The organism is Arthrobacter sp. P4_F10, from assembly GCF_056401435.1.
Window position 1 is genome coordinate 472,748 of sequence record NZ_JBFUJJ010000001.1, and the last position, 21,840, is coordinate 494,587.

Below are 21,840 nucleotides of genomic sequence, written 5' to 3' on the forward strand. Positions count from 1 at the left end.
CCGCTCCAGCCCATGTTCCCGGCCGCATGTTGCGGCCCGGTTTTGCTGTCCGCAGTGCCCTCCGGTCCTTTCGGTCCCCCTCCCCGCTGCCCAGAGGTGGGGACTTTCCGTGCGCAAACTCCGGCCGAGCCCCAACCTCTGAATTCAGAGGTGCGGCCTCGAAAGTTTTCCACAAGGGTTATCCACATTGTTAATAACTTACAAGCGTGTAGTTCAACGTGGCGACCCGGATCTGACCGCCTGAGCTGGCGATTTTCCGGCGCAGAGGCGCTGCGTCCTGCCTGATCTCCACACCTGTGGATAACTTCTGTGGGTTGCCCTGTGCGTAAGTGGACAACTTTGATCGCTGGCCCGACGCTTCTGCCAGCCGGCACCATTGCCTGCAGTGCCTCCCTGCACCGCGACGGTTTCCAGGCGCCGGCCCCCTCCAGGCCATGCCACGCCGTCACCGGCTCTCCACTGCATCTGTACGCGGCATTCCCGGTCGCGCCAGCTCTGACGCGGGGCCGATCGCGCTCTCTGTGATGCGGCCACTGCCGCGCTGTCTCTGTCCGCTGCCTCCAGGTGTCGCCGCCGCAGGCGGATGAGCCGCGACACAGCGACACAGCGCCACAGTCCGCCCGGTGCGGAGGCAGGGACCCGGGGACAGCGGCGGTGTGTTTCAACAGGGTTATTCACAGTGTTAATAACTTGATGGTCTGAGTTTCCGTGGGAACTAACCCGGCTCATGGCCCCGCAGCAGGGGTTGCGGGGCCGGGGCGCGGGCTGTTATCCCCAGCTGTGGATAACTTGTGGGTAGTGGGGTGTTATTAAGTGGATAACTCATCTGGTGCCCTGCCTGTCCGGCCAGGCGACTTCATTTCGGGACTGGCCATGCCCACTAAGGGTGCAGCAGTGCCGTCCACGGTCTGATGGGGTCTGACTGATGGGCCTGCCGTACTTGTCCACAGACAATCCACACTGTTAATAACTTACAAGGCTGTAATTCGCGTCCGCCCGGGGATCCCGTCATCGGCCTTGGACCCGGCAGTGGCCTTTAAACTGGGCCGAAACGCGCCATTAGCCCGGGAACTTATAAACAGTGTGGATAAGTTTCCCCAGACTTGTGCACAGCTGTGGATAAGGTTGGGGCAGGGTGTCGCCCGACTGGTCAGTGCGGCCAGACGCCCGAAGTTCCGCGCCGGTGGCTGTCCAGCAGATGGGTGTCCACCATTCCGGTAGCCTCCATGAGCGCGAACATGGTGGTGGGCCCGACGAAGGCGAAGCCCTTCTTGCGCAGCGCCTTCGAGAGCGCGATGGACTCGGCCGAGGTGGTGGGGACCTGGTCGAGGGAGCTGGGCCGGGGTGTGGCCACCGGCTGGAACCCCCATACGAAGTCAACCAGGCCGCCGTCGTCCCTCAACGCCAGAGTAGCCCGGGCATTGGTGATGGTTGCCTGGATCTTCAGCCGGTTCCGGACGATCCCGGCGTCGAGCATGAGACGCTCCACATCGGTGTCCGTGAAGAGGGCCACCAGTTCCGGGTCGAAGTCCTTGAATGCCGCGCGGAAGGCGGGCCGCTTGCGCAGAATCGTGGCCCAGGACAGCCCCGCCTGGAACCCCTCGAGGCTGATTCGTTCGTAGAGGCCCTGCTCATCCCGGACGGGCATGCCCCACTCGTTGTCGTAGTACTCGCGCAGCATGGGATCCACGGATGCCCACGCCGGCCGCGCCAGTCCGTCGTCGCCTATGGTTGAGCCGCTCACTGCCGGAGTCATCTGGGTTCCTTCGCTGGGCCGGGAATTAGGGCCGGGGATTAACGACGACGGCCGGCACACTGTGTGTACCGGCCCGTCAGGGATGTGCGCCGCGCGGGCCTGTTCAGGAACGCCAGCGCGTGGTCATTAGGAAGCCGATGATCGCGATTCCGAATCCGGCGACAATGTTCCACGACGCCCATGACTGCACCGGGAAGGCGCCCTCGGTGATGTAGAACGTGATGATCCACAGCAGGCCAATGATCATCAGGCCAAACATGACCGGCTTGAACCAGACCGGATTGGGCTTGTAGGCCTCCGCAGCAGAAGTCTGCGGGGCCACACGGGCAGTCCTTTTACGCGGCTTCGACTCGGGCACTGATCCTCCTTGGCGGGCTGGAACAAGAGCGGCAATGTGGCTTTATATCCTGCAGGACAGGAGCCCCCGCCGGCCAACGCGCTCTTGGTCAAGTTTGAATTCTTTTTGCTCGCACAATTCTAGCTGTAGTTCCGGCCACACCGTGGACCCCGCAACCGCCCCATCGGTCAGGCAACCACGACGGCGGTGTTGGACACTATGGGCATCGGGCACCATCAGGGCACGGCCATGCCAGGGGCTGCGGGAAACTTCGCCGTGGCCGGACACCGGCAGGCTCACGACGCGGTCCTGGACCATGTCGACGCCTTAGTGCCCGGGGACTGGATCTACGTCCAGACCCGCGAGGGCTACTATGTCTACGTGTTCCGGAACAGCCAGACAGGCCTCCCCTCACGGACCGATGAGCCGGTGCCGACGCGGCCGGGCGCCGCGCCGACGGAGAGCTATCTGACCCCGACGAGCTGCAATCCGCGGTTTGGCTCCCAGGAACGCTTTGTGGCCTACACGCTGCTTGAAAGGTGGCAACCTGTTTCCGCAGAGCCGCCGGCTGAAATTATCCAGGCGGCCCGCGMGGCCAGGGAAGGCTGACGGATTTATGGCTGGTTTTTCCGCCACCTTCCCGGTCCCTTGTGGCTCAGGATTGCGACTGCGCTGGTGCTGGCGGCCGGAGCACTGGTATTGATGGTTCAGTTCCTTTTTCCTTGGCTGGCGCAATTCACCCAGTTAACAGATTCAACGATTGGTTCAGCAAAGCACCCATGAGTACAACCAAGATCCTGGTCGTAGACAACTACGACAGCTTTGTCTACACCCTGGTCGGCTATCTCCAGGAACTCGGTGCCGAGACCACCGTGGTCCGCAACGACGACGTCACGCTCGCCGAGGCGATCGAAATGGCCGAGGCACGGGACGGTGTCCTCATCTCTCCCGGACCGGGGAATCCCGCCGGGGCCGGCGTCTGCATTGAGCTGATCAAATGGTGCGGCAGCCATGACAAGCCCATGCTGGGTGTGTGCCTGGGCCACCAGGCGCTGGCGGAGGCCTACGGCGGAACCGTAACTCACGCTCCCGAACTGATGCACGGCAAGACTTCCCTCGTCGAACATCACGGAACCAGCGTGTTTGCCGGGCTGCCCTCCCCGCTCACGGCCACCCGCTACCACTCTCTGGCCGCCGTCCGCGAGAGCATCCCGGAAGTCCTGGAGATCACCGCGGAAACGGGCACCGGTGTTGTGATGGGCCTGCAGCACCGCACCGCCCCGCTGTGCGGTGTCCAGTTCCACCCGGAATCTGTCCTGACCGAAGGCGGCTACCAGATGCTGGGCAACTGGCTCGAGTCGCTGGGCATGGCCGGCGCCGCTGAGCGGGCAGCGGAACTCAGCCCGCTTATCAAGCACTGACTCTTTAGGTACAGCATGCTCCTGCCCTGATCTTGCACGCACTGCATGCGCGAGCTCTGCACGCGCCGGCTCGGCGGTAGCTGGCCCTTACCCGCTGTCCCGCCCGGCCTAGGGGAACAGTCCGTCCAGGACCGCGCCCTCCTTTGTCGTGGTTTTGGTGGGCGTTGGCGTGGGCGTGGGCGTCGGTGAGGGGGGCGGCGCTGGCGCCTTCGCCACGGTCACGGTGATGGTCTTACCCTGTTCCACGAGCGAATCCGCGGCATCGGCCTGGCCTGTCACCTTGCCCGGGGCCACCTGGGAATTCTCCACTTCGGTGACGTTGAGCTTCAGACCCTGCTCCGTCATTTTCGCCTCCGCCTCCGCCAGCGGCAGCCCGATCAGCTGGGGCACAGCAACCTTCCCGGTGGAGACGACGATTTCGACGGTGTCCGCGACGGCCACAATTTGTCCCGGGGCCGGGTTGGTGGTGATGACAATGCCGACAGGGACCGTGGGGTGGTTGGACATCTTGGTGGTGAGGGACCCGGTCAGTCCCTTTTGGTGCAGGAGATCGCGGGCCGCCGCCTCCGTCCGGCCTGGGAGGTCGGTGGGGATGGTGACCGCGCTGGGGCCTTCGGAAATATTGAGGATGATGTCCGAGTTGGCGTCCATGGAACTTCCCGACGTCGGCACCGTGCCAATGGCTGCGCCCTTGGGGATGCTCTCGTGCTGCAGCCGTTGGAGCTGTGGCTTGAAGCCGGCGTTGTACAGCCTTTGCAGGGCCTCTGATTCCGTCAGGGACGTCACCGTGGGAACCAGAACCTTGGTTGCCTGCGGCGGGGCCTGGTTCATGAGGTTGTAGAGCCACAGACCGCCCCCGGCCAATACCAGCATCGTGAGGACCACCAGGGTCGCGATCCACGTGCGGCGGCGCGACTTCTGGCGCGGCGTGTGCTCGCGTTCGACCGGCAGCACCAGGGGCAGGCTGCCGGTGTCGTCCGTGTCATAAAGTTCGGTGTCTGCGGGCTGCAGCAACTGCTCGTCGTCGGGCGTTTCTTCAGCGGGCCGCAGCCGGCCGCCCGGGGAATCGTCAAGGAACTTGGCCCCGGTCAGCGTGAACGCTGCCGTAGGCGCCAGGGGGTCATGCCGGGGAACGGCGTTGGTGGGGTCCGTGGGGGCTTCACTGGCGGCCGGTGCTGCCACCGGAACGCCGCTGCGCGCGGCCCGCAGGGCACGGCGGAAGGCGGCCGCGTCCTGGAACCGGTCCGCGCGGTTCTTTTGCAAGGCCTTCATCAACACGCTGTCCAGCGCAGCGGAGACCTCGGGGTTGAGGCTGCTGGCGGGCTCCGGGATCTCACGCACGTGCTGGTAGGCCACGGAGACTGGGCTGTCGCCGATGAACGGCGGCCGGCCGGCCAGCATCTCATAGAGAAGGCATCCTGCGGAGTAGAGATCGCTCCGTGCATCGACGGTTTCGCCCCGTGCCTGTTCGGGGGACAGGTACTGGGCGGTCCCCACGACTGCCTGGGTCTGCGTCATGGTGGCCGAGGAGTCCGCCATGGCCCGGGCGATCCCGAAGTCCATGACCTTGACGCTGTTCGAATCCGGGCAAAACATCACGTTGGCGGGTTTGATGTCGCGGTGCACGATTCCGGCCTTGTGACTGTAATCGAGCGCGGACAGCACGCCCAGCGTGAAGTCGATCGCCTGATCGATGGTGACGTCCTTGGCCCGCACCAGATCGCGGATCGTCTTGCCGGAAACGAATTCCATCACGATGTAGGGCACACGGACGCTGTCGTCGTGGTCACCGGGGACCGCGTGGTCCCCGGTGTCGAAGACAGCCACAATCGAAGGGTGGTTGAGTGCCGCGACAGCCTGGGCCTCGCGCTTGAACCGGGCCTGGAACTGGGGGTCCCTGGCCAGGTCAGGGCGAAGCAGCTTGACGGCCACTGTACGTCCCAGCCGGGTATCGACGCCGCGGAAAACATCCGCCATGCCGCCACGGCCGATCAGCTCACCCAGCTCATAGCGCCCGCTGAGGACGCGCTGCGTGTTCGCCGGGCGTTCCTCCCTGTGCGACGGAGTGCGGGGTGTATTGCTCATGATTCTTTAGGGTCCGGACTTGGTAGGTGAAGGTGTTGTGGCGGTGGCTTCGGCGAGGTGATAGGTCACAACGCTGCCGGCGGGCACCTTGGACCCGGAAGGAGGCTCCGAGCTCACGAAGGTTCCGGGATCTTCGTTCTTGTTCGTGGGACTGACGTCGGCTCCCTTGGCCCAGCGCAGCCCGGCGTCCTGGATGGCCTGCTGGACCTTGGCCTCGCTTGAGCCTGCCTTGATGGACGGGACGGAAACCATTTCCGGTCCCTTGGAGTAGCTGACGGTGATGGTGGTGCCGGGCTGGACCGGACCGGAAGGGTCAATGTTGGTGACGGTGCCAGGTGTCGCCTCGTTGACCACCTCGACGCCGGTGACTTGCAGCCCCTGGCCGATCAGCTCGTTGCGGACATCGTTGAAGGGCCTCCCCAAATAGGCATCCGGGATCAGGTTGACCGCTGCCGGGGTGGACTCGGTCGGTGTCGCGGAGCTGGGCGTGGGGGTGGGGGTCTCGGACGCGGACGCGGACGACGCCGAGGGGGTGGCGCTGCTCGGCTTCGCAGAACTGGAGGTCACATTGTTGCTGGCCGGCGCCTGCGAGGGAAACAGATTTCCGGCCTGGCTCACGACCAGACCGACCAGGGCGAACACCACCAGCAGGATCAGCGCAATAAGCGGCCAGGTCCACGGGCTGCGTCCGCGGCGCTTCGGCTCTTCCTCCGGTTCGTCGTAATCTTCCGCTTCCTCTTCCTGCACCCAGCTCCGCTCGGCCGCGAGGGCATCGGCGCGGTTGAGCGCGTTGCGGGCGCCGTAGCCGCTGGCGGCGGCTGCACCGGCTGCCAGGCCGGCCGCCGCGCCGGCACCTGCAGCGCCAACGACGGGCAGCGCGGATGTTGCGGACGTCGACTTGTCCTCCGCGGCGCTGGAGCCAATGACGCTGGTGGCCGCTGTGGGGACGTCGACGGGCGCCGTGATGGGCCCGGTGGCTGCCTCGAAAAGCAGCATGCCCGGCACAGCTGCATGTGCGGCGGAGATGTCACCGTTGCGGATGGCCTCGGCTGCCTCGGACAGCTTGATGGCGTCCGCCGGGCGGTTCTTCGGATCCTTGGCCAGCATGGACATCAGCAGGGCGCGGACCGGCCTGGGCAGCGTGTCAGGCAGCGGCGGCGGCGCGTCGTTGACCTGGGCCAGCGCGATGGCGATCTGGGATTCCCCGGAGAACGGCCGGTGGCCCGTGAGGCACTCGTAGCCGATCACGCCAAGGGAGTAGATGTCCGAGGCCCCGGTGGCAGTCTGCCCCGTGGCCTGTTCCGGTGCCAGGTACTGGGCCGTGCCCATCACCTGGCCGGTCTGGGTCAGCGGAACCTGATCGGCCAGGCGCGCAATGCCGAAGTCGGTGACCTTGACGCGGCCGTCCGGGGTGATGAGCAGGTTCCCCGGCTTGACGTCGCGGTGCACGAGGCCCTGCGCGTGGGCAACAGCCAGGGCACGCGCTGTCTGCGCGATCATCGAAAGGGTGCGGTCCGGGGAAAGCACCTGTTCGTGCTCGATGATGCTGCTCAGCGGCTGGCCCGGAACCAGTTCCATGACCAGGTAGGCCGATCCCTCCTCCTCGCCGTAATCGAAGACGTTGGCGATGCCCACGTGGTTCAGCAGGGCGGTATGGCGTGCTTCGGCGCGGAAGCGCTGCAGGAACCCGGGGTCACCGGTGTATTCCTCCTTGAGCACCTTAATGGCGACAATGCGGCCAAGGATCAGGTCTTTGGCTTTCCAGACTTCTCCCATGCCGCCGATCGCAATGCGCGTGGTCAGCTGGAATCTGCCGCCGAGGGTGATTCCCGAAGTAGGCCTCACTTATTCAACACCGCCTCAAAAATCTTCTTCGCGTTCGGACTGGTTAGGTTTGCGCCTGTGGTGATGTCTACGCCTTCCATGACGATGGTGACAGCCACTTGCGGGTCATTTGCCGGGGCAAACCCGGTAAACCATGAGTTGTTCAGGCCGTTGCCGAGTTCGGCGGTACCGGTCTTGCCGGCCACCTGGACACCGGGCACAGCCGCACGGCTGGCGATGCCGTCGTCGACGACGCTGACCATCCACTCGTTGATCTGCCGTGCGATCTCCGGAGTCGTGGCGGTGCGCAGGGCCTGGGGTTTCGGTTCGTTGATCGCCCGCAGGTCAGGGGCGCGCACGGCCTTGATCAGGTTCGGCTGCATCTGCACCCCGTCGTTGGCGATCGCGGCTGTCATCGTGTTGATCTGGAGCGGGGTTGCCCGGACGTCCCGCTGGCCGATCGAGGACTGCGCCAGGCCGGCGTCGTCCAGCGGCTCGGTCGGGAAGAAGCTCGGGGCGCTGTCCAGCTTTAGCTGGTCACCGAAGTCCTGTCCGAAGCCGAACTTCTCCGCCTGGTCCGCAATGGCCTGCTGCTTCAAATCCAGCGCGATGCTGGCGAACGGCGTGTTGCAGGACTGCTGCAGTGCGAACGCGAACGACGCCGTGCTACGGGTATAGCAGTTGCCTCCCGCGTAGTTGGGGAGCGTGTAGTCGATGCCGGGGAAGGGCATTTCCGCCGGGTTGGGCAGGACGCTGTCCTTGTTGTACTTGCCCGAATTGAGCGCCGCCGCCGTGTCAATGAGCTTGAACACCGAACCTGGTGCCAGCAGCTCGCCCGTGGGTCCGCTGACATTTTGGTTGAGGTTGATCCCGGGGATCTGGTTCAGCTCGTTGTAATTGGCCTGTTCGGCGGCCGCGTCCTGGGTGGCAATCAGGTTGGGGTCATAGGACGGTTTGGAAACCATGGCCAGGATCGCGCCGGTCTTCGGGTTGGTGACCACGATCGACCCGCGCTGGCCGTCCGGGATCAGGTCATAGGCAAGCTTCTGGATCTTGGGGTCCAGGGTCAGTTCCACGGACGCCCCCTTGGGCTGGTTGCCGAGGAACAACTGGCCCACCCGGTCCAGGAACTGCTGGTCCGAGCTGCCGGCCAGCACATCGTTCATGGACTTCTCCAGTCCGGTGAGCCCGTAGTTCTTGGAGAAGTACCCCGTGACGCCGGCGTAGAGCTCGGGCTGGGAGTACGTCCGCTGGAACTTGCAGCTCTCGGTGGCGGGAACGGACTCTGCCACCGGGCTGCCGCCGACAATGATCGCGCCGCGGTCGTTGCAGTAGTTCTGGAGGATGGCGCGCCTGTTCCAGGCGTTGGCTTTGAGCTCGTCGGCGCCAACCACCTGCACGTAGCTGAGCGCACCGAAGACCAGCACGAACATTGCGATCGCGGCGAGCCAGGAATTGCGGATGGCCTGGTTCATAGCTGTTTCACCGCCTCGGTGGGTGCGTCGGGACTGGTTCGGGGGTGGTCCGGGGCCGGCTTGGACGGCATTGCGGGCAGTTTCCGGCTCACGCCCGGTTCCTGGCCGGGCGGCAGCGGCGTCGTGTCCACTGGACCGCGGGCGGAGTGGGAAATCATGAGCAGCAAGCCCACAATGATCCAGTTCGCCAGGAGGGAGGACCCGCCAGCGGCGAGGAACGGCGTCGTAAGTCCGGTCAGCGGGATCAGGCGCGTGACGCCGCCGATCACCACAAAGCACTGCAGCGCGATCGCAAAGGAGAGCCCGGTGGCGAGCAGCTTTCCGAACGCGTCGCGGGTGCCCAGCGCGGCGCGGAAGCCGCGGGTAAACAGCAGCAGATACATCAGGACGATCGCGAAGACGCCGATCAGCCCGAGTTCCTCACCGAATGAGGCGATGATCATGTCGCTGTTGGCGAAGGGGACGAGGTTGGGTCGGCCCTGGCCGAGGCCGGTGCCGACCAGGCCGCCGTTGGCCATGCCGAACAGGCCCTCGACAATTTGGAGGCTGCCGCCGAACTGCCGGCCGTAGACCTCATCGGTGAAGGCGTTGACCCAGCCGTCAATCCGCAGGGCCACGTGTGAGAACACGCGGGCTGCGATGAAGCCACCCACGATAATCAACACGAGGCCGATGATCACCCAGCTGATGCGGCTCGTGGCGACGTAGATCATGACGAGGAACAGGCCGAAGAACAGGATCGAGGAGCCGAGGTCGCGCTGGAAGATCAGCACGCCGATGCTCACGAGCCAGGCGGTGAGCATAGGGCCCATGTCCTTGAACCGCGGGAACTGCACCGGGCCGATTTTGCGGCCAGCCAGCAGGATCAGGTCCCGGTTCGACGACAAATATCCAGCGAAGAAGATGGCCAGCGTGATCTTGGCTATTTCACCCGGCTGGAACGTCATGGAACCGATCTTGATCCAGACGCTCGCGCCCAGGATTTCTCCGGCCGAGACGCCGGGAACCAGCGGAAGGATGAGGAGCACGGCGCTGATGGCCAGCGAAATGTAGGTGAAGCGTCGCAGGATGCGGTGGTCCTTGAGGAACCAAATGACTGCGATCGCGACCCCCATGGCCACCAGCGTCCAGCGCAGCTGGTTGTTGCCGGTGTCCTCGCCCACCCTGTCCAGCCGGTGGATCATGGCAAGGCCCAGCCCGTTGAGGGCCACCACGAGCGGAAGTATTACCGGGTCGGCATATTTTGCGCGGATCCGCAACACCACGTGAAAGGCGAGGGCGGCGGCTGCCAGGAGGCTGGATTGGAACCAGAAGTCGGTATCGAACGCTTTTTGCCGGTCCACGCCCACGAGGGCCTGGGCTCCAATCCCGACGGCGAGGGCAAGGATCAGGAGGACCAGCTCCACGTTGCGTCGTGGCCTGGGCACGGGGTCGATGGGTGTCATTTGGCCCCCTCGCAATTCGTAGTCGGGGTGGCGGATGGTGACGGCTTGGCCGTTCCAGGGGAGGCCGTGGCATTTGGCGTTGCCGTGGAGCCTGGCTTGGCCGTTGCGCCGGGGGTGGCGCCGGCGGCCGTCGCTGCGGGGGACGGGGTGAGGCATTCATCGGCCGGGGCGGTGGTGCCGGTGCGTTCCAGATTTTTGACGATCCGCTGCGCGTCGTAGAGATCGCGGGCGGGCACGGTCTGACGCACCCGCTGCTGCGAAAATTCGGGAAGGTCGGACATCTTGATATCGGTCACCGCTTCGAGAGTGGAAAGCTGGATGGGCCCGAGGCGTTGGGAGACGCCGTTGAAGATGGCCACATGCTGATCGTGCTCGCCGATGTAGTAGCGCGTCTGGGTCCAGGCGTAGCCAAGCCACAGGCCCACGGCGAGCAGCGCGACGATCGCGGCGGCAATGGACACCGTGAACCAGCGGCGCGGCCGTCCGGTGGGCCTGAAGTCCTCGGTGTCCTCGCGGTCCTGTTCCGACTTGTGCGTGAGTACAGTGGCCGCGCGCCGGGCCACGGTGCGTCCGGCTATAGACGGAATGGACCCTGATTCCGCTGCTGCGGCGGCGGCCCCGACGAGTTCGTGGGGGCGCATGGAGAGTTCTTCACGCAGGACTTCGGCCGAGAGGTGTTCGCCCAGATGCGGGTCGGTGGTGGTCTCGGGTTCCTTGCTCCCGGCAGTCTTCTGCGCGGCAGTGGCCGGCGTGCCGTCGGCCGGGGCTCCAGGGGCAGGGTCGGCGGGCCGCGGGCCTGACGCATCCCCGGCCACAGCCCGGGCAGCGGCCCCGGCGTCGTTGCCGGAGTGGTCCTTCTTCGCGGACTCACCGGCGGACGTCGTGGCACCAATCGTGCTGCCGGTCAGCCGTCCGGCTGCCGCGGCGGTCGCCGAGGTCCCTGCGGCCGACGCGGGTACGACGTTGACGGCGGCGGTCCGGACGTCGTCGCGAGTCGGCTCGGCGATGTCGAGCACCACCACCGTCACGTTGTCCGGGGCGCCGGCCTCCAGCGTCAGTTCAATCAGCAGTTCGGCGCATTCGTTCAGATCCTTCGTCTCCCGAACCGTGCGCTCAACGACGTGGCCGGCTACATAGTTCAGGCCGTCCGAGCAGAGCAACCAGCGTTCCCCGGCCTGGACAGCCAGGGTGTCGAGATCCAACTCCGGGCTGGCATCGACGTCCCCCAGCACGCGCATGAGGACGTTTTTGTGTGGATGCGTTTCGGCCTCTTCGGGGCGCAGGCGGCCCTCGTCGATGAGCCGCTGGACAAAGGTGTGGTCGATGCTGACCTGTTCGAACTCGCCGTCGCGCAGCCGGTAGGCCCGGGAGTCGCCAATGTGGGCGAAGTGGAGCTTGCCTTCGGCCAGGAGCAGGGCTGTGACCGTGGTGCCCATCCCGGCGAGCTTGGGATTGATGTGGACCAGCTCGGACAGCAGGGAGTTTGCCGTCTGGATTTCGTCGGCGAGGACGGTGCCGGCCTCGCCGTCGTAGTCATCATGGTCCAGGTGGATCATGTCCAGGACGGTCGCGGCGGAGGCGACGTCGCCGCCGGCATGGCCACCCATGCCGTCGGCAACGACGGCGAGGTGCCGGCCCACGTAGGCGGAGTCGTCATTCTTGGCGCGTATGCGCCCGACGTCTGAACGCGCGGCGTAGCGCATGATGAGCGGCCGCTTCGGGGCCGTTGTTTTGCCTTCGGCCCTGTCTGCGGGGCGATCCGGGGCAGCCACGGCTACGGCCTCAATTCAATGACCGTCTTGCCGATTCTCACGGGGACGCCCAGCTCCACCGGGAGGGCCCGGGTCAGCTGCTGGTCTGCCAGATAGGTGCCATTAGTGGAGCCGAGGTCCTCGATGAACCAGCGGCTGCCCTGCGGGAACAGGCGGGCGTGGCGGCCCGAGGCGTAGTCGTCCTCCAGGACGAGGGTGGCCTCCTGTGCCCGGCCAAGGAGGATGGGGCTTGCCGCGAGGGGGATGGTGGTGCCCTTCAGTGGTCCCTCGGTCACGATCAGCTGGCGGGCCTGCTGTTTGACGGGGGCGGGCGGGGGCTCGGCGAGGGCCGGATTCTTGCGTACCTGGCGTGCCGTCGGGGCCCCGGCCGCCGCCTTGCGGCCGATCATCAGATCACGGCGCATGGCAGAGACAATGCTGAAGATCAGCACCCACAGGAGGATAAGGAACCCGAAACGCAGGGCCGTGATGGTCAGTTCGCTCATGCGCGGCCGCCTGTGTTGGCGGGCAGTAGGCGGAAGATGATTTTAGTCCGTCCCATCATGATCGTGGCGCCGTCAGCAAGTTCCGAACTGCCCACGATCTTTTGGCCGTCGACGTAGCTGCCGTTCGTGGAGCCGAGATCGATCGCCTGGGCCGTACCAGGCCCGGTCCGGATTTCCAGATGGCGGCGCGAAACACCGGTGTCGTCAATGAGGATGTCTGCTTCCGAGGACCGGCCGAGGACGATCGACGGCGCGTTCAGCGAGTAGCGCTGGCCGTCGATGTCCAGGACGGGTTGAAGCTGTGCCGGCTGGCGTGTCGGGGCCGCCGGTAAGTTGCCGTGAACTCCCGGCTGCGCAGGGGCGGAAGGGGCGTTGGATTTCTCGGTCCGCGAGGAGATGTCGAAATCCCCGGCGCGGTGCTCTTCATCGCGGCGGAAACTGATCCGGACCGGCCCCTGAAGGGTGTAGCCCTGGCTGCGGACATGGTTAATGACGACGTCGCACAGTTCTTCCGCGAGGGGTGTGCCCCATTCCTGGGCGCGCTGGAAGTCGTCGCTGCTAAGAAGGACGTCAAAAACGTTGGGGGCCAGGGTGCGTCCCGCGGCGATTGTGATGGCCTTGTTGTCGACCTCGGTGCGGAGCCGGCTCGCGATCTCGACAGGCTCAACCTGGGCGCGAGAACCGGTGGAGAAGACTCCGCGGACGGCCTTTTCGATGCCGCGCTCGACTTTGTCCAGCAATCCCATGGTCCTTCTCCTTTCCTGTTGGCTGCAGAGCAGCGCTCGTTCCGGAACTCGGTTTCCAACTTTTGCGAGCCCGCGCTCAGCAGACACTCCTACATCAGATACTACTGGGCGTGTCTGGGAATGGCCTCAACGGACGCCGCCGGGCCGACGTCGAAATATGCGCCGACTGCGCCCTGACGTGCGCGGACATCGCCTCCGCGGCTGGCCCGGCGGGCGCCGACGTGACGTCCGGCGACCGGGTATGACTGGCCGGGAATACACCGCAATCCGGGACCTGTCCGGCTCGATTGGTGTTTTCGCGCAATTGTCCGTTATGCTTGATCTCGCTGCTTTTACGAGGTTGGCGGTCCGGGAAACCGGCCCTATCCGAGTGGAAGAAGTTGCGCGCGAGTGGCGGAACGGCAGACGCGCTGGCTTCAGGTGCCAGTGTCCGAAAGGGCGTGGGGGTTCAAATCCCCCCTCGCGCACGCAAATCGAAAGAACCCCGGTCTTCGGACCGGGGTTCTTTCGTTTAACCCCAGGCGACTAACCCACGCGACGTCAGGTTTCGCCCACGCGACACGACTACGGGGCTGGCTCAAGACCAGAAGTGCGATGACTGCGCACAAGCGCTGGCTTGACGGCGAGCCGGTCCAGTCCGTCACGGGCCGCGATGTGCCCCCGAGGTTGTCCTGGCCGGCGCCGCGGTCGAACAGGCCGCCCACTACCGAAGCCCTCCCGCACCGGCTGTCACCTGCGCGGGAGGGCTTCTTCATGTCTGCGTGCCGCGGTCCGGTTACCTGAGTGCCCGCACCGAAGCCAAGACGGTGGTCTTGAAGCCGGTCCTAGAACCGGTCGCCTTACCCATGATGGTCTTGCCTGCGTCGGAGGCGGTGAGCTTGTAAGACTTCGCAGTAGCGCCCGGAATCCTGACGCCGGAGCGGTACCACTGGTAGGCGAAGGCGGAGGGCGTCGGCTGCCAGCCCCCGACATGCACGGTCAGGGTGGATCCGGGCTTGGGTGTGCCCTTGATGATGGGCGTCGCCACCAGGGGGAACGTGCCGGGGCCGATTTTCGCGGACTGTACGGCCGGATGGATGAGGCCGGGGCCGGCCTTGAAGCTAAGCACGGCATCGGCCGGGACAGGCTGATACCCCAGGGATGTCGCACCCTTGATCGGAGTTCCGTTGCGGTACCACTGGGGTGCGGCGGTAATGATGGAATTGGTTGTGTTGCGGCGTGGCTCTGGGTGTGGCTGACGCCCTGTGAGGGTTTGTCCTGACATTGATCTGTCCGCCGACGTCGTCCGCCCCCACGGTGACCGCCGAAAACAGCAGGCAGGGCACTACTATCAGCAACAGGGCCGGGGGGACCGGCCCGCTGACCCTGGGGGGAACAATTGAACAAGAAGGCCATCCGTCTCGGCGCCGCCGGGGCCCTTACCGCCCTGTCGCTGGCCGGTTTCGCCGTTCCGGCGCACGCAGGCTTCCTGCCGTCCTGCGGCCCGATCGTTGATTCGGTCAAGCTCTGCACGGGGCCGGACGGGAGCCAGGAGCCGGTGATGGTCAACAGCCCGGTTGCCGGCCCGCGGCCGATTATCGGGGGCGCCCTGCTGGTCGGCAACACCCTCACCGTTTATGACGGCGCCTGGGACCCCTCCGATGCGACGCTCACGCACCAGTGGCTGCGCAACGACGTACCGATCCTGGGCGCCACCGGTACCACGTACCGGCTGACCAGGTCGGACCTCGGAAAGGGCATCCGGGTCAAGACCACGGGCCGTGCTCCGGAGTACAAGGCAACCACCGTCCAGTCCACCAAGACGCCGCCGGTCACGGACGCCGCCGGCGCCGTTCCGACGGTCCGGGCGGGGTATGTTGGCTTCGAATCCCTGGGCGCAGAAGAGGGTGAATACTGGCCCGTCGTCGTCGCCCAACTGGGGGACTGGGGCCCGAGTGGCGTCCAGTTCCAGTATCAGTGGCTCCGTGACGGCTCGCCCATCCCTGGTGCAACCGCCCCAAGATTTGATAGGACAACGTGGGGCCCGACGGGGCTGCTCAGCCTCCGGGTCACCGGCTACGCCGCCGGCCTCGATCCGGTCACCGTGACCTCCGCAGCCAGCCGCGGCACCTTCACCCCCGAGAGGCCCGGCGCTGTGGTCACCGGCGGCACCGAGGTGGGGGACGTCCTCACCGCTGTCGACCTTCGCTGGTTTGACCACACCGATCGGAACACCAGCGATTGGAATGAGCACCGCTTCCAGTGGACGCGCGACGGCATCTGGATTCCCGACGCTACCGGACTGACCTATACGATCACCGCCGAGGACCAGGGCCACACCCTGGAGCTGGTGACCGAATCTGGCGGGCTCGAGGCCAGCTCCAACTCAGTGACCGTCCCCCCGGCCGCGGGCACGGTCATCCCGGCGCCCCCGGAGCCCCCGAAGGTTGAGCTGAAGCCGCTGACGAACGTCACCAAGCCGGTCCTGACCGGTACCGCCGTGATTGGCACGGCGTTGACGGCGACGGCCGGCACCTGGTCCGAACCTGCCGAAAATCTGACCGTCATCTACTACTGGCAGTCCCCGGACGGGAAGGTATCGGCCACCGGCCCGACGTTCACCCCCAACATGACCCAGCTTGGGACGACGGTCACGCTCATAGCGACCGCCACCGCTCCCGGATACACCACCGCCTGGGCAAAGGTCACCGCGCCCAAGCCCGTGACCGCGCCGGACCCGACCCAGACCAAAGCCCCGGCCATCCGGGGCAACGCGACAGTGAGGGAGAAGCTCACCGTCTCCACCGGCACCTGGTCCGGCTATGCCCCGGGAATGACAGAGACCCGCCAGTGGGTGCGCGACGGCGTCCCGATCGCCGGGGCCACCGGCCGGGACTACACACTGGTGGGCGGCGACTTCGGCAAGAAAATCTCCGTCAAGGTCACGTCCACGATGGGCGGCAGGATCCTGAAGACCCAGACGACCGATACTACGGCGAAGGTGGCTGCTGCGGCGCTGAGCTCGGCCACGCCGACGATCGCCGGCACCGTCAAGGCCGGGACAGTGGTGACCGCGAAGCCCGGCACCTGGACCTGGGGCACTGCCTTCAAGTACCGCTGGCTGCGCAACGGCGTCCCGATCTACGGCGCAACAGAGTCGACCTACAAGGTCCGGACGGCCGACCGGGATAAAAGGATTACCGTCCGTGTCACAGGCTCCCGGCTCGGCTATACGACCGTCACTCAGACCAGCGGAGCGTACTTCGCCCGCTGACCGCAGGCCTCCCCGGCCATTGCAACGGCACGCCGCGAAGGGGTACAAATCCCCCGCGCACGCAATTGAAAGAACCCCGGTCTTCGGACCGGGGTTCCCTTGTTTAGCGTCCAGCTGTAGTCCGGCGTCGGGCTATCCCCATCTTTGCAGGCTCGGGCCGGCGAGTTGCACCGAACCGCAGGCATGTGGCGGCGTCGTGCCGTTGAAGGTGGGGAAACCCGCGGCGGAAATCTGCCTGCCGGCGAACTGCCTGCCCGGCGACGGACCGCTAGGCCGCCCGCAGCGCCCCGAGTCCGGCGAGAAGTGCCTCAAGTCCCAGGCTGAAGGCGACGTCGGCCGGTTTGTCATGGCTGTCCTCGGCCAGACGCTGGACGGCAGAGGTGAAATGCGGCGTCGAGGCGGCCATGGTCCCGGAATCGAAGATGTCCCCCGGTGCCGTGACGTCGTAGGCGGAGCCAAAGATAAACGATTCGAACGCCACGATGGCCGGGATGATGCGCTCCTGGGGAAAACCCGCGCGGCTAAAACCGGCACTGACGGCCTCATACATGGCCAGCGTCTTGGGTGCATCCGTCACGGGGAGTACGGCGATGACCGGGATCAGCGGCGTGTGCTTGGAGAAGACATCGCGGTAGCTCCAGGCCCAGTCCCTCACCGCTTGCTCCCAGGGCCCGGCCTCGAACGCGGCGACGTCCACGAAAGAGGTCAAGTGGTCCTGGACGAGCACCAGCACGTCCCGTTTGGAGGAGACGTGGTTGTACAGCGCCGAGGGGGCCACGTTGAGGGTCCTGGCCAGGGCAGCCATAGTGAAGCCTTCGTAGCCGCTCTTGCCAATCAGCTGCAGGGCCGCCGCGGTGATGCCGTCCTGGTCCAGCACGGCTGCGGCGGGCCGGCCCACGCGGCGGCGGGGCTTGGCGACGGGGCCGTGCTGGTCTGCCGGGCTGTGCGGATCGGCGGGGACGCTGGTTGCTGCCGTCATTCCGGGCCTCTCTTCTAGCTCTGCTGTCGGTTCCGGGACTTCGCCCATTCTGCCCCCAACTTTACGGGCGAAATTCACCAGGCAGTGGGTCTTCCCTGAAGCGTTGGAAAGGTCTATCATTCTAAATGAACGGCATTCATTTAGTGGTCGGCATCACTCTAGCGGCCACGGGGAGGACATCATGCTGAATCTTGACCGCGACGTCGTCATCGTAGGGGCCGGCCCCTCCGGGCTGACCGCCGCCCGCGAACTGAAGAAGGCCGGACTGAGCGTGGCAGTGCTCGAGGCACGGGACCGCGTGGGCGGCCGGACCTGGACCGACACGATTGACGGGGCAATGCTCGAAATCGGCGGCCAGTGGGTCTCGCCGGACCAGACGGCACTTCTGGGGCTCCTGGATGAGCTCGGATTGCAGACCTACTCCCGCTACCGCGACGGCGAGTCCGTTTACATCGGCGGAGACGGCAAGCGCACCCTGTACACCGGTGACACGTTCCCCGTCGGCGAAACCACCGCCGCCGAAATGGACAAGCTCACGGCGCTGCTCGATTCCCTCGCCGCGGAGATCGGCGCCGAGGAGCCGTGGGCACATCCCAAGGCCCGCGAGCTGGACACCATTTCCTTCCACCACTGGCTGCGGCAGAACTCAACCGATGAGGAAGCCTGCAACAACATCGGCCTGTTCATCGCCGGCGGCATGCTGACCAAACCTGCCCATGCCTTCTCCGCCCTGCAGGCCGTCCTGATGGCTGCCTCCGCCGGGTCCTTCAGCAACCTCACGGATGAGGACTTCATCCTGGACAAGCGGGTTGTCGGCGGGATGCAGCAGGTTTCGCTGCTGCAGGCCGCCGAACTGGGCGGGGACGTGGTCCTCGACAGCCCGGTCCGCACCATCAACTGGGCCGAGGACGCGAGCGGGGGATACCGCGTCACCGCAGTCTCCGAACGCGCCACCGTGAACGCCCGCTTCGTCATCATGGCCGTGCCGCCGAACCTCTACTCCCGGGTTTCCTTCAACCCGCCGCTGCCCCGCCGCCAGCACCAGATGCACCAGCACCAGTCCCTTGGCCTGGTCATCAAGGTCCACGCCGTCTACAGCACGCCGTTCTGGCGCGAGGACGGGCTCTCCGGGACCGCCTTCGGCGCGGGTGCCATTGTGCAGGAGGTTTACGACAACACGAACCACGAGGACCCCCGCGGCACGCTGGTGGGCTTCGTATCGGACGAGAAGGCCGACGCGATGTTCGAGCTCAGTGCCGCGGACCGCCGCCGCGCCATCCTCGAATCGATTGCGTCCTTCTTGGGCGAAAAGGCCCTGGATCCCGAGGTCTACTACGAGTCCGACTGGGGCTCGGAGGAATGGACCCGCGGAGCCTACGCCGCCAGCTACGACCTCGGCGGGCTGCACCGGTACGGGAAGGACCAGCTGAAGCCGGTCGGACCCATCTACTGGTCTTGCTCCGATCTCGCGGCCGAGGGCTACCAGCATGTCGACGGCGCCGTACGGATGGGGCAGATCACGGCCGCCCGGATCGTCGCAGCAGCGGACCGCGCGTCCGTCGCATCGTAGAAAACCCCAACAGTCAGTTCAATCTAGTTAGGAGAGCGGCCAGATGCGTTACGTAGTGGGGTACTCAGCCAATGCCAGAGGCCATGATGCGGTCAATCTGGCCGTCTCCCTGGCGCTCGGGCGTGGAGCGAGCCTGGACCTTGTGCTGGTGGTGCCCGAAGTGCAGCAGTCCGGGCACGCCGTCGCGCCGAAGGCTGGCTTCGAAAATCTGCTCAATGAGCGGGCCCAGGAGTGGCTCGACCAGGCCCTGGCGCTGGTTCCATCCGGTGTCCCCGCGCAGGCCCACATCCGCACCGGCGACTCGGACGCGCACGCGCTGATCGAGGCGGCCGAGGAACTGGGCGCGGACATGCTCATCATCGGCGCAACCAGCACCGGGATCTTCAAACGGTTCACGATCGGGTCGGTGGCCAGCGCCCTGCTCCACGCCTCGACCGTTCCGGTGGCTCTGGCACCGCACGGCTACCACCGCCAGGAGGCCCTGACCCGGATCAGCTGCGGGCTCGGAACCCGGGCCGGCGCCGAGAAGCTGCTCGATTTTGCCCTCGGCATGGCCGTGAACCGGCAGGTTCCGCTGCGGGTGGTGTCGCTCCTGGCGCTCGACGGCGGCGATGCGGCCGGCGCCGCGGAGGCGGCGCGGGAGTACGCGGCGAAGCACCTGGCCGCCGCCCTGCCCGGCGGCGGGCAGGAGGTCCGGGAAGAGGCGAAGTCGGAAGTCGTCGTCGCACAGGGCCGCAGCATCGAAGAAGCGGTGGACCGCCTGGGCTGGGAAGACGGCGAGGTCCTGCTGATCGGATCCAGCCGGCTTGCCAAGGGCCGGTCCATCTTCCTCGGCAGCACGGCCAACCGCATTCTGCGCGCCCTGCCGGTGCCGATGATCGTGGTCCCCAGTGACTATGAACTGAAGCACCTCAACCATTCAGCGTCGAATGACACCCCAGGAGAGGCACAACAATGAGCGCAGACCATGCGATGTCCAAGCCATCGCACACAGGACAGCAAACAGGACATCTCAGCGAACAGCAACACGGACTGAGCGAGAAGGGCCTGAAGGCCGGATCCGTGGGGCTCATCGGCGCTGTCGTCATCGGCATTTCCTGTATCGCCCCGGCATACACCCTCACGGCGGCCCTGGGCCCCACCGTCGCCGAGGTCGGCGTGCAACTGCCGGCGATCTTCCTGGTGGGCTTTGTCCCCATGCTGCTGGTGGCGTTCGGCTACCGAGAACTGAACAACGCCATGCCCGACGCCGGCACCTCGTTCACGTGGGCCTCGCGGGCGTTTGGCCCGTGGATTGGCTGGATGGGTGGGTGGGGGCTCATTGCGGCGACGATCATCGTGCTCTCGAACCTGGCCGCCGTCGCAGTGGACTTCTTCTACCTCATGCTGGCGCAGCTCACAGGCAATCCCGAGCTCGCCGACCTCACCACAAACCTGCCGCTGAACATCGCCACCACGTTAGTGTTCATCGCCCTCGCGTGCTGGATTTCCTACCGCGGCATGGAAACCACCAAGTCCGTCCAGTACGTGCTTGTGGGCTTCCAGTTGCTGGTCCTCGGTTGGTTTTCCGTGGCTGCGTTCAGCCACGTCGCCAACGGGACCGCCTTCGACGCCACTGCCATCTCCCCGGAGTGGTTCAACCCCTTCGCGGTGGGATCCTTCTCCGCCTTCGCCGCCGGCGTGTCGCTGTCCATCTTCATTTACTGGGGCTGGGACGTCACGCTGACCATGAACGAGGAGACCAAGAACCCGGAGAAGACCCCGGGCCGTGCCGCCACACTCACGGTGCTGGTCATCGTGATCATTTACATGACCGTTGCCCTGGCCACGCTGTCCTTCGCCGGCGTCGGCGAGACCGGCCTCGGTGCCGGCAACCCGGAGAACCAGGGCAGCATTTTCGCGGTCCTTGCGGGGCCGGTGATGGGCCCCTTCGCCATCCTGATGTCCCTGGCCATCCTGAGCAGCTCCGCCGCGTCCCTGCAGTCCACGTTCGTTTCCCCGGCGCGCACACTGTTGTCCATGGGTCACTACAAGGCCCTGCCGCAGAAATTCGGCAACATCAGCCCCACGTACAAGTCCCCGAGCTATGCCACAATCGCCTCGGCAGTGGCTGCCGCCGCGTTCTATGTCATTACCCGGACGACGTCGGAGAATGCGCTGTGGGACACGATCACGGCACTGGGCATGATGATCTGCTTCTACTACGGCATCACCGCGTTGGCCTGTGTCTGGTTCTTCCGCGCCGAGGCGTTCAGCGGAGCGAGGGCGTTCTTCTTCAAGTTCCTCGCACCTCTCCTGGGCGGCGTCATCTTGCTGGTCATGTTCTTCAAGACCGCCTACGACTCCATGGATCCCGCGTACGGATCAGGTTCGTCAATCGGCGGCCTGGGGCTGGTCTTCATCCTCGGCATGGGCGTCATCCTGCTGGGCGTGGTGCTCATGCTGGTCATGGCCAAGATCCGCCCCGAGTTCTTCAGGGGTAAGGTCCTGACCCGCGGGCATTGAGTCTGCCGACGGTTTCAGGAGGGTCTCCGTCCGGCAGCCATTGGAAAGCAACCACGCTTACCGATGGGCTGTCCGGAGGGGGACCTTTCTGCGTTGGAACCGCGAAAGCGCAAGGAGCGAGCTTTAGGCCCGCTGAAGGGAGGAGTCCCGCTCCGGAAAGCCCAGTGTTTCCAAAGGTCTGCCACGC

16 protein-coding genes, 1 tRNA gene and 1 pseudogene are annotated in these 21,840 nt (G+C 65.7%); 7 read left to right on the forward strand and 11 right to left on the reverse strand.

What is annotated here, in order from left to right:
* Nucleotides 1–1,150: 1,150 nt before the first annotated feature.
* Together AC1DR1_RS02190 and AC1DR1_RS02195 are read right to left on the reverse strand one after the other, a co-directional pair.
* A complete protein-coding gene (locus AC1DR1_RS02190) occupies nucleotides 1,151–1,756 on the reverse strand; it encodes a DNA-3-methyladenine glycosylase I (protein ID WP_290369353.1) in 606 nt (201 codons plus the stop codon).
* A gap of 103 nt (nucleotides 1,757–1,859) precedes the next feature.
* Entirely contained in the window at nucleotides 1,860–2,114 is a 255-nt protein-coding gene (locus AC1DR1_RS02195; protein WP_091560774.1) for a cell division protein CrgA, read from the reverse strand.
* A 135-nt stretch (nucleotides 2,115–2,249) separates the two neighbouring features.
* On the opposite strand from AC1DR1_RS02195, the pseudogene AC1DR1_RS02200 reads away from it, so the two are divergent.
* Together AC1DR1_RS02200 and AC1DR1_RS02205 are read left to right on the forward strand one after the other, a co-directional pair.
* Nucleotides 2,250–2,702: pseudogene (locus AC1DR1_RS02200) on the forward strand (sortase domain-containing protein); the annotation flags it as partial.
* Between the two features lie 170 nt (nucleotides 2,703–2,872).
* Complete coding sequence (locus AC1DR1_RS02205; RefSeq protein ID WP_364746649.1) at nucleotides 2,873–3,514, forward strand: anthranilate synthase component II; 642 nt, start codon at nucleotides 2,873–2,875, stop codon at nucleotides 3,512–3,514.
* A 108-nt stretch (nucleotides 3,515–3,622) separates the two neighbouring features.
* Here AC1DR1_RS02205 and pknB read toward each other — a convergent pair whose 3' ends face one another.
* The 7 genes from pknB to AC1DR1_RS02240 are packed head-to-tail and all read right to left on the reverse strand — an operon-like array spanning nucleotide 3,623 to nucleotide 13,346.
* On the reverse strand, nucleotides 3,623–5,599 hold the full coding sequence (pknB, locus tag AC1DR1_RS02210) for a Stk1 family PASTA domain-containing Ser/Thr kinase (RefSeq protein WP_229993505.1): 1,977 nt from the start codon (nucleotides 5,597–5,599) through the stop codon (nucleotides 3,623–3,625).
* Nucleotides 5,600–5,605: 6 nt separating this feature from the next.
* Nucleotides 5,606–7,444 (reverse strand): protein kinase domain-containing protein, encoded by a 1,839-nt coding sequence (locus tag AC1DR1_RS02215; protein WP_364746651.1) that lies wholly within the window; start codon nucleotides 7,442–7,444, stop codon nucleotides 5,606–5,608.
* Nucleotides 7,441–8,898, reverse strand: a complete 1,458-nt coding sequence (locus tag AC1DR1_RS02220) for a peptidoglycan D,D-transpeptidase FtsI family protein (RefSeq protein WP_229996076.1) — start codon at nucleotides 8,896–8,898, stop codon at nucleotides 7,441–7,443. Before AC1DR1_RS02220 ends, AC1DR1_RS02215 begins: the two co-directional genes overlap by 4 nt.
* Nucleotides 8,895–10,343 carry an FtsW/RodA/SpoVE family cell cycle protein gene (locus AC1DR1_RS02225; protein WP_229996075.1) on the reverse strand — a complete coding sequence of 483 codons (1,449 nt, stop codon included), beginning with the start codon at nucleotides 10,341–10,343 and terminating at the stop codon, nucleotides 8,895–8,897. Before AC1DR1_RS02225 ends, AC1DR1_RS02220 begins: the two co-directional genes overlap by 4 nt.
* A complete protein-coding gene (locus tag AC1DR1_RS02230) occupies nucleotides 10,340–12,115 on the reverse strand; it encodes a PP2C family protein-serine/threonine phosphatase (protein ID WP_364746654.1) in 1,776 nt (591 codons plus the stop codon). The genes AC1DR1_RS02225 and AC1DR1_RS02230 overlap by 4 nt, the downstream gene beginning before the upstream one ends.
* 2 nt (nucleotides 12,116–12,117) lie before the next feature.
* On the reverse strand, nucleotides 12,118–12,600 hold the full coding sequence (locus AC1DR1_RS02235; protein WP_091560792.1) for an FHA domain-containing protein FhaB/FipA: 483 nt from the start codon (nucleotides 12,598–12,600) through the stop codon (nucleotides 12,118–12,120).
* Entirely contained in the window at nucleotides 12,597–13,346 is a 750-nt protein-coding gene (locus AC1DR1_RS02240) for an FhaA domain-containing protein (RefSeq protein WP_476992120.1), read from the reverse strand. Before AC1DR1_RS02240 ends, AC1DR1_RS02235 begins: the two co-directional genes overlap by 4 nt.
* Nucleotides 13,347–13,730: 384 nt before the next feature.
* On the opposite strand from AC1DR1_RS02240, the gene AC1DR1_RS02245 reads away from it, so the two are divergent.
* A tRNA-Leu gene (locus AC1DR1_RS02245) sits at nucleotides 13,731–13,813 on the forward strand.
* 308 nt (nucleotides 13,814–14,121) lie between these two features.
* On the opposite strand, the gene AC1DR1_RS02250 is transcribed toward AC1DR1_RS02245, so the two are convergent.
* The gene (locus AC1DR1_RS02250) at nucleotides 14,122–14,610 is read right to left on the reverse strand and encodes a hypothetical protein (protein ID WP_229994282.1); all 489 of its coding nucleotides are present in this window, start codon (nucleotides 14,608–14,610) and stop codon (nucleotides 14,122–14,124) included.
* A gap of 114 nt (nucleotides 14,611–14,724) precedes the next feature.
* On the opposite strand from AC1DR1_RS02250, the gene AC1DR1_RS02255 reads away from it, so the two are divergent.
* Complete coding sequence (locus AC1DR1_RS02255) at nucleotides 14,725–16,599, forward strand: hypothetical protein (RefSeq protein ID WP_476992121.1); 1,875 nt, start codon at nucleotides 14,725–14,727, stop codon at nucleotides 16,597–16,599.
* A gap of 268 nt (nucleotides 16,600–16,867) precedes the next feature.
* Here the strand turns inward: AC1DR1_RS02255 and AC1DR1_RS02260 are convergent, their stop codons facing one another.
* Complete coding sequence (locus tag AC1DR1_RS02260) at nucleotides 16,868–17,578, reverse strand: TetR/AcrR family transcriptional regulator (protein ID WP_476992122.1); 711 nt, start codon at nucleotides 17,576–17,578, stop codon at nucleotides 16,868–16,870.
* Between the two features lie 181 nt (nucleotides 17,579–17,759).
* Here AC1DR1_RS02260 and AC1DR1_RS02265 point away from each other — a divergent pair, with 181 nt between their 5' ends.
* The 3 genes from AC1DR1_RS02265 to AC1DR1_RS02275 are packed head-to-tail and all read left to right on the forward strand — an operon-like array spanning nucleotide 17,760 to nucleotide 21,653.
* Nucleotides 17,760–19,148 (forward strand): flavin monoamine oxidase family protein, encoded by a 1,389-nt coding sequence (locus AC1DR1_RS02265; protein ID WP_364746663.1) that lies wholly within the window; start codon nucleotides 17,760–17,762, stop codon nucleotides 19,146–19,148.
* A 43-nt stretch (nucleotides 19,149–19,191) separates the two neighbouring features.
* Nucleotides 19,192–20,106, forward strand: coding sequence for a universal stress protein (locus AC1DR1_RS02270; protein ID WP_476992123.1), 915 nt, complete (start codon nucleotides 19,192–19,194; stop codon nucleotides 20,104–20,106).
* A gap of 14 nt (nucleotides 20,107–20,120) precedes the next feature.
* A complete protein-coding gene (locus tag AC1DR1_RS02275) occupies nucleotides 20,121–21,653 on the forward strand; it encodes an APC family permease (protein WP_229994286.1) in 1,533 nt (510 codons plus the stop codon).
* Nucleotides 21,654–21,840: the final 187 nt, after the last annotated feature.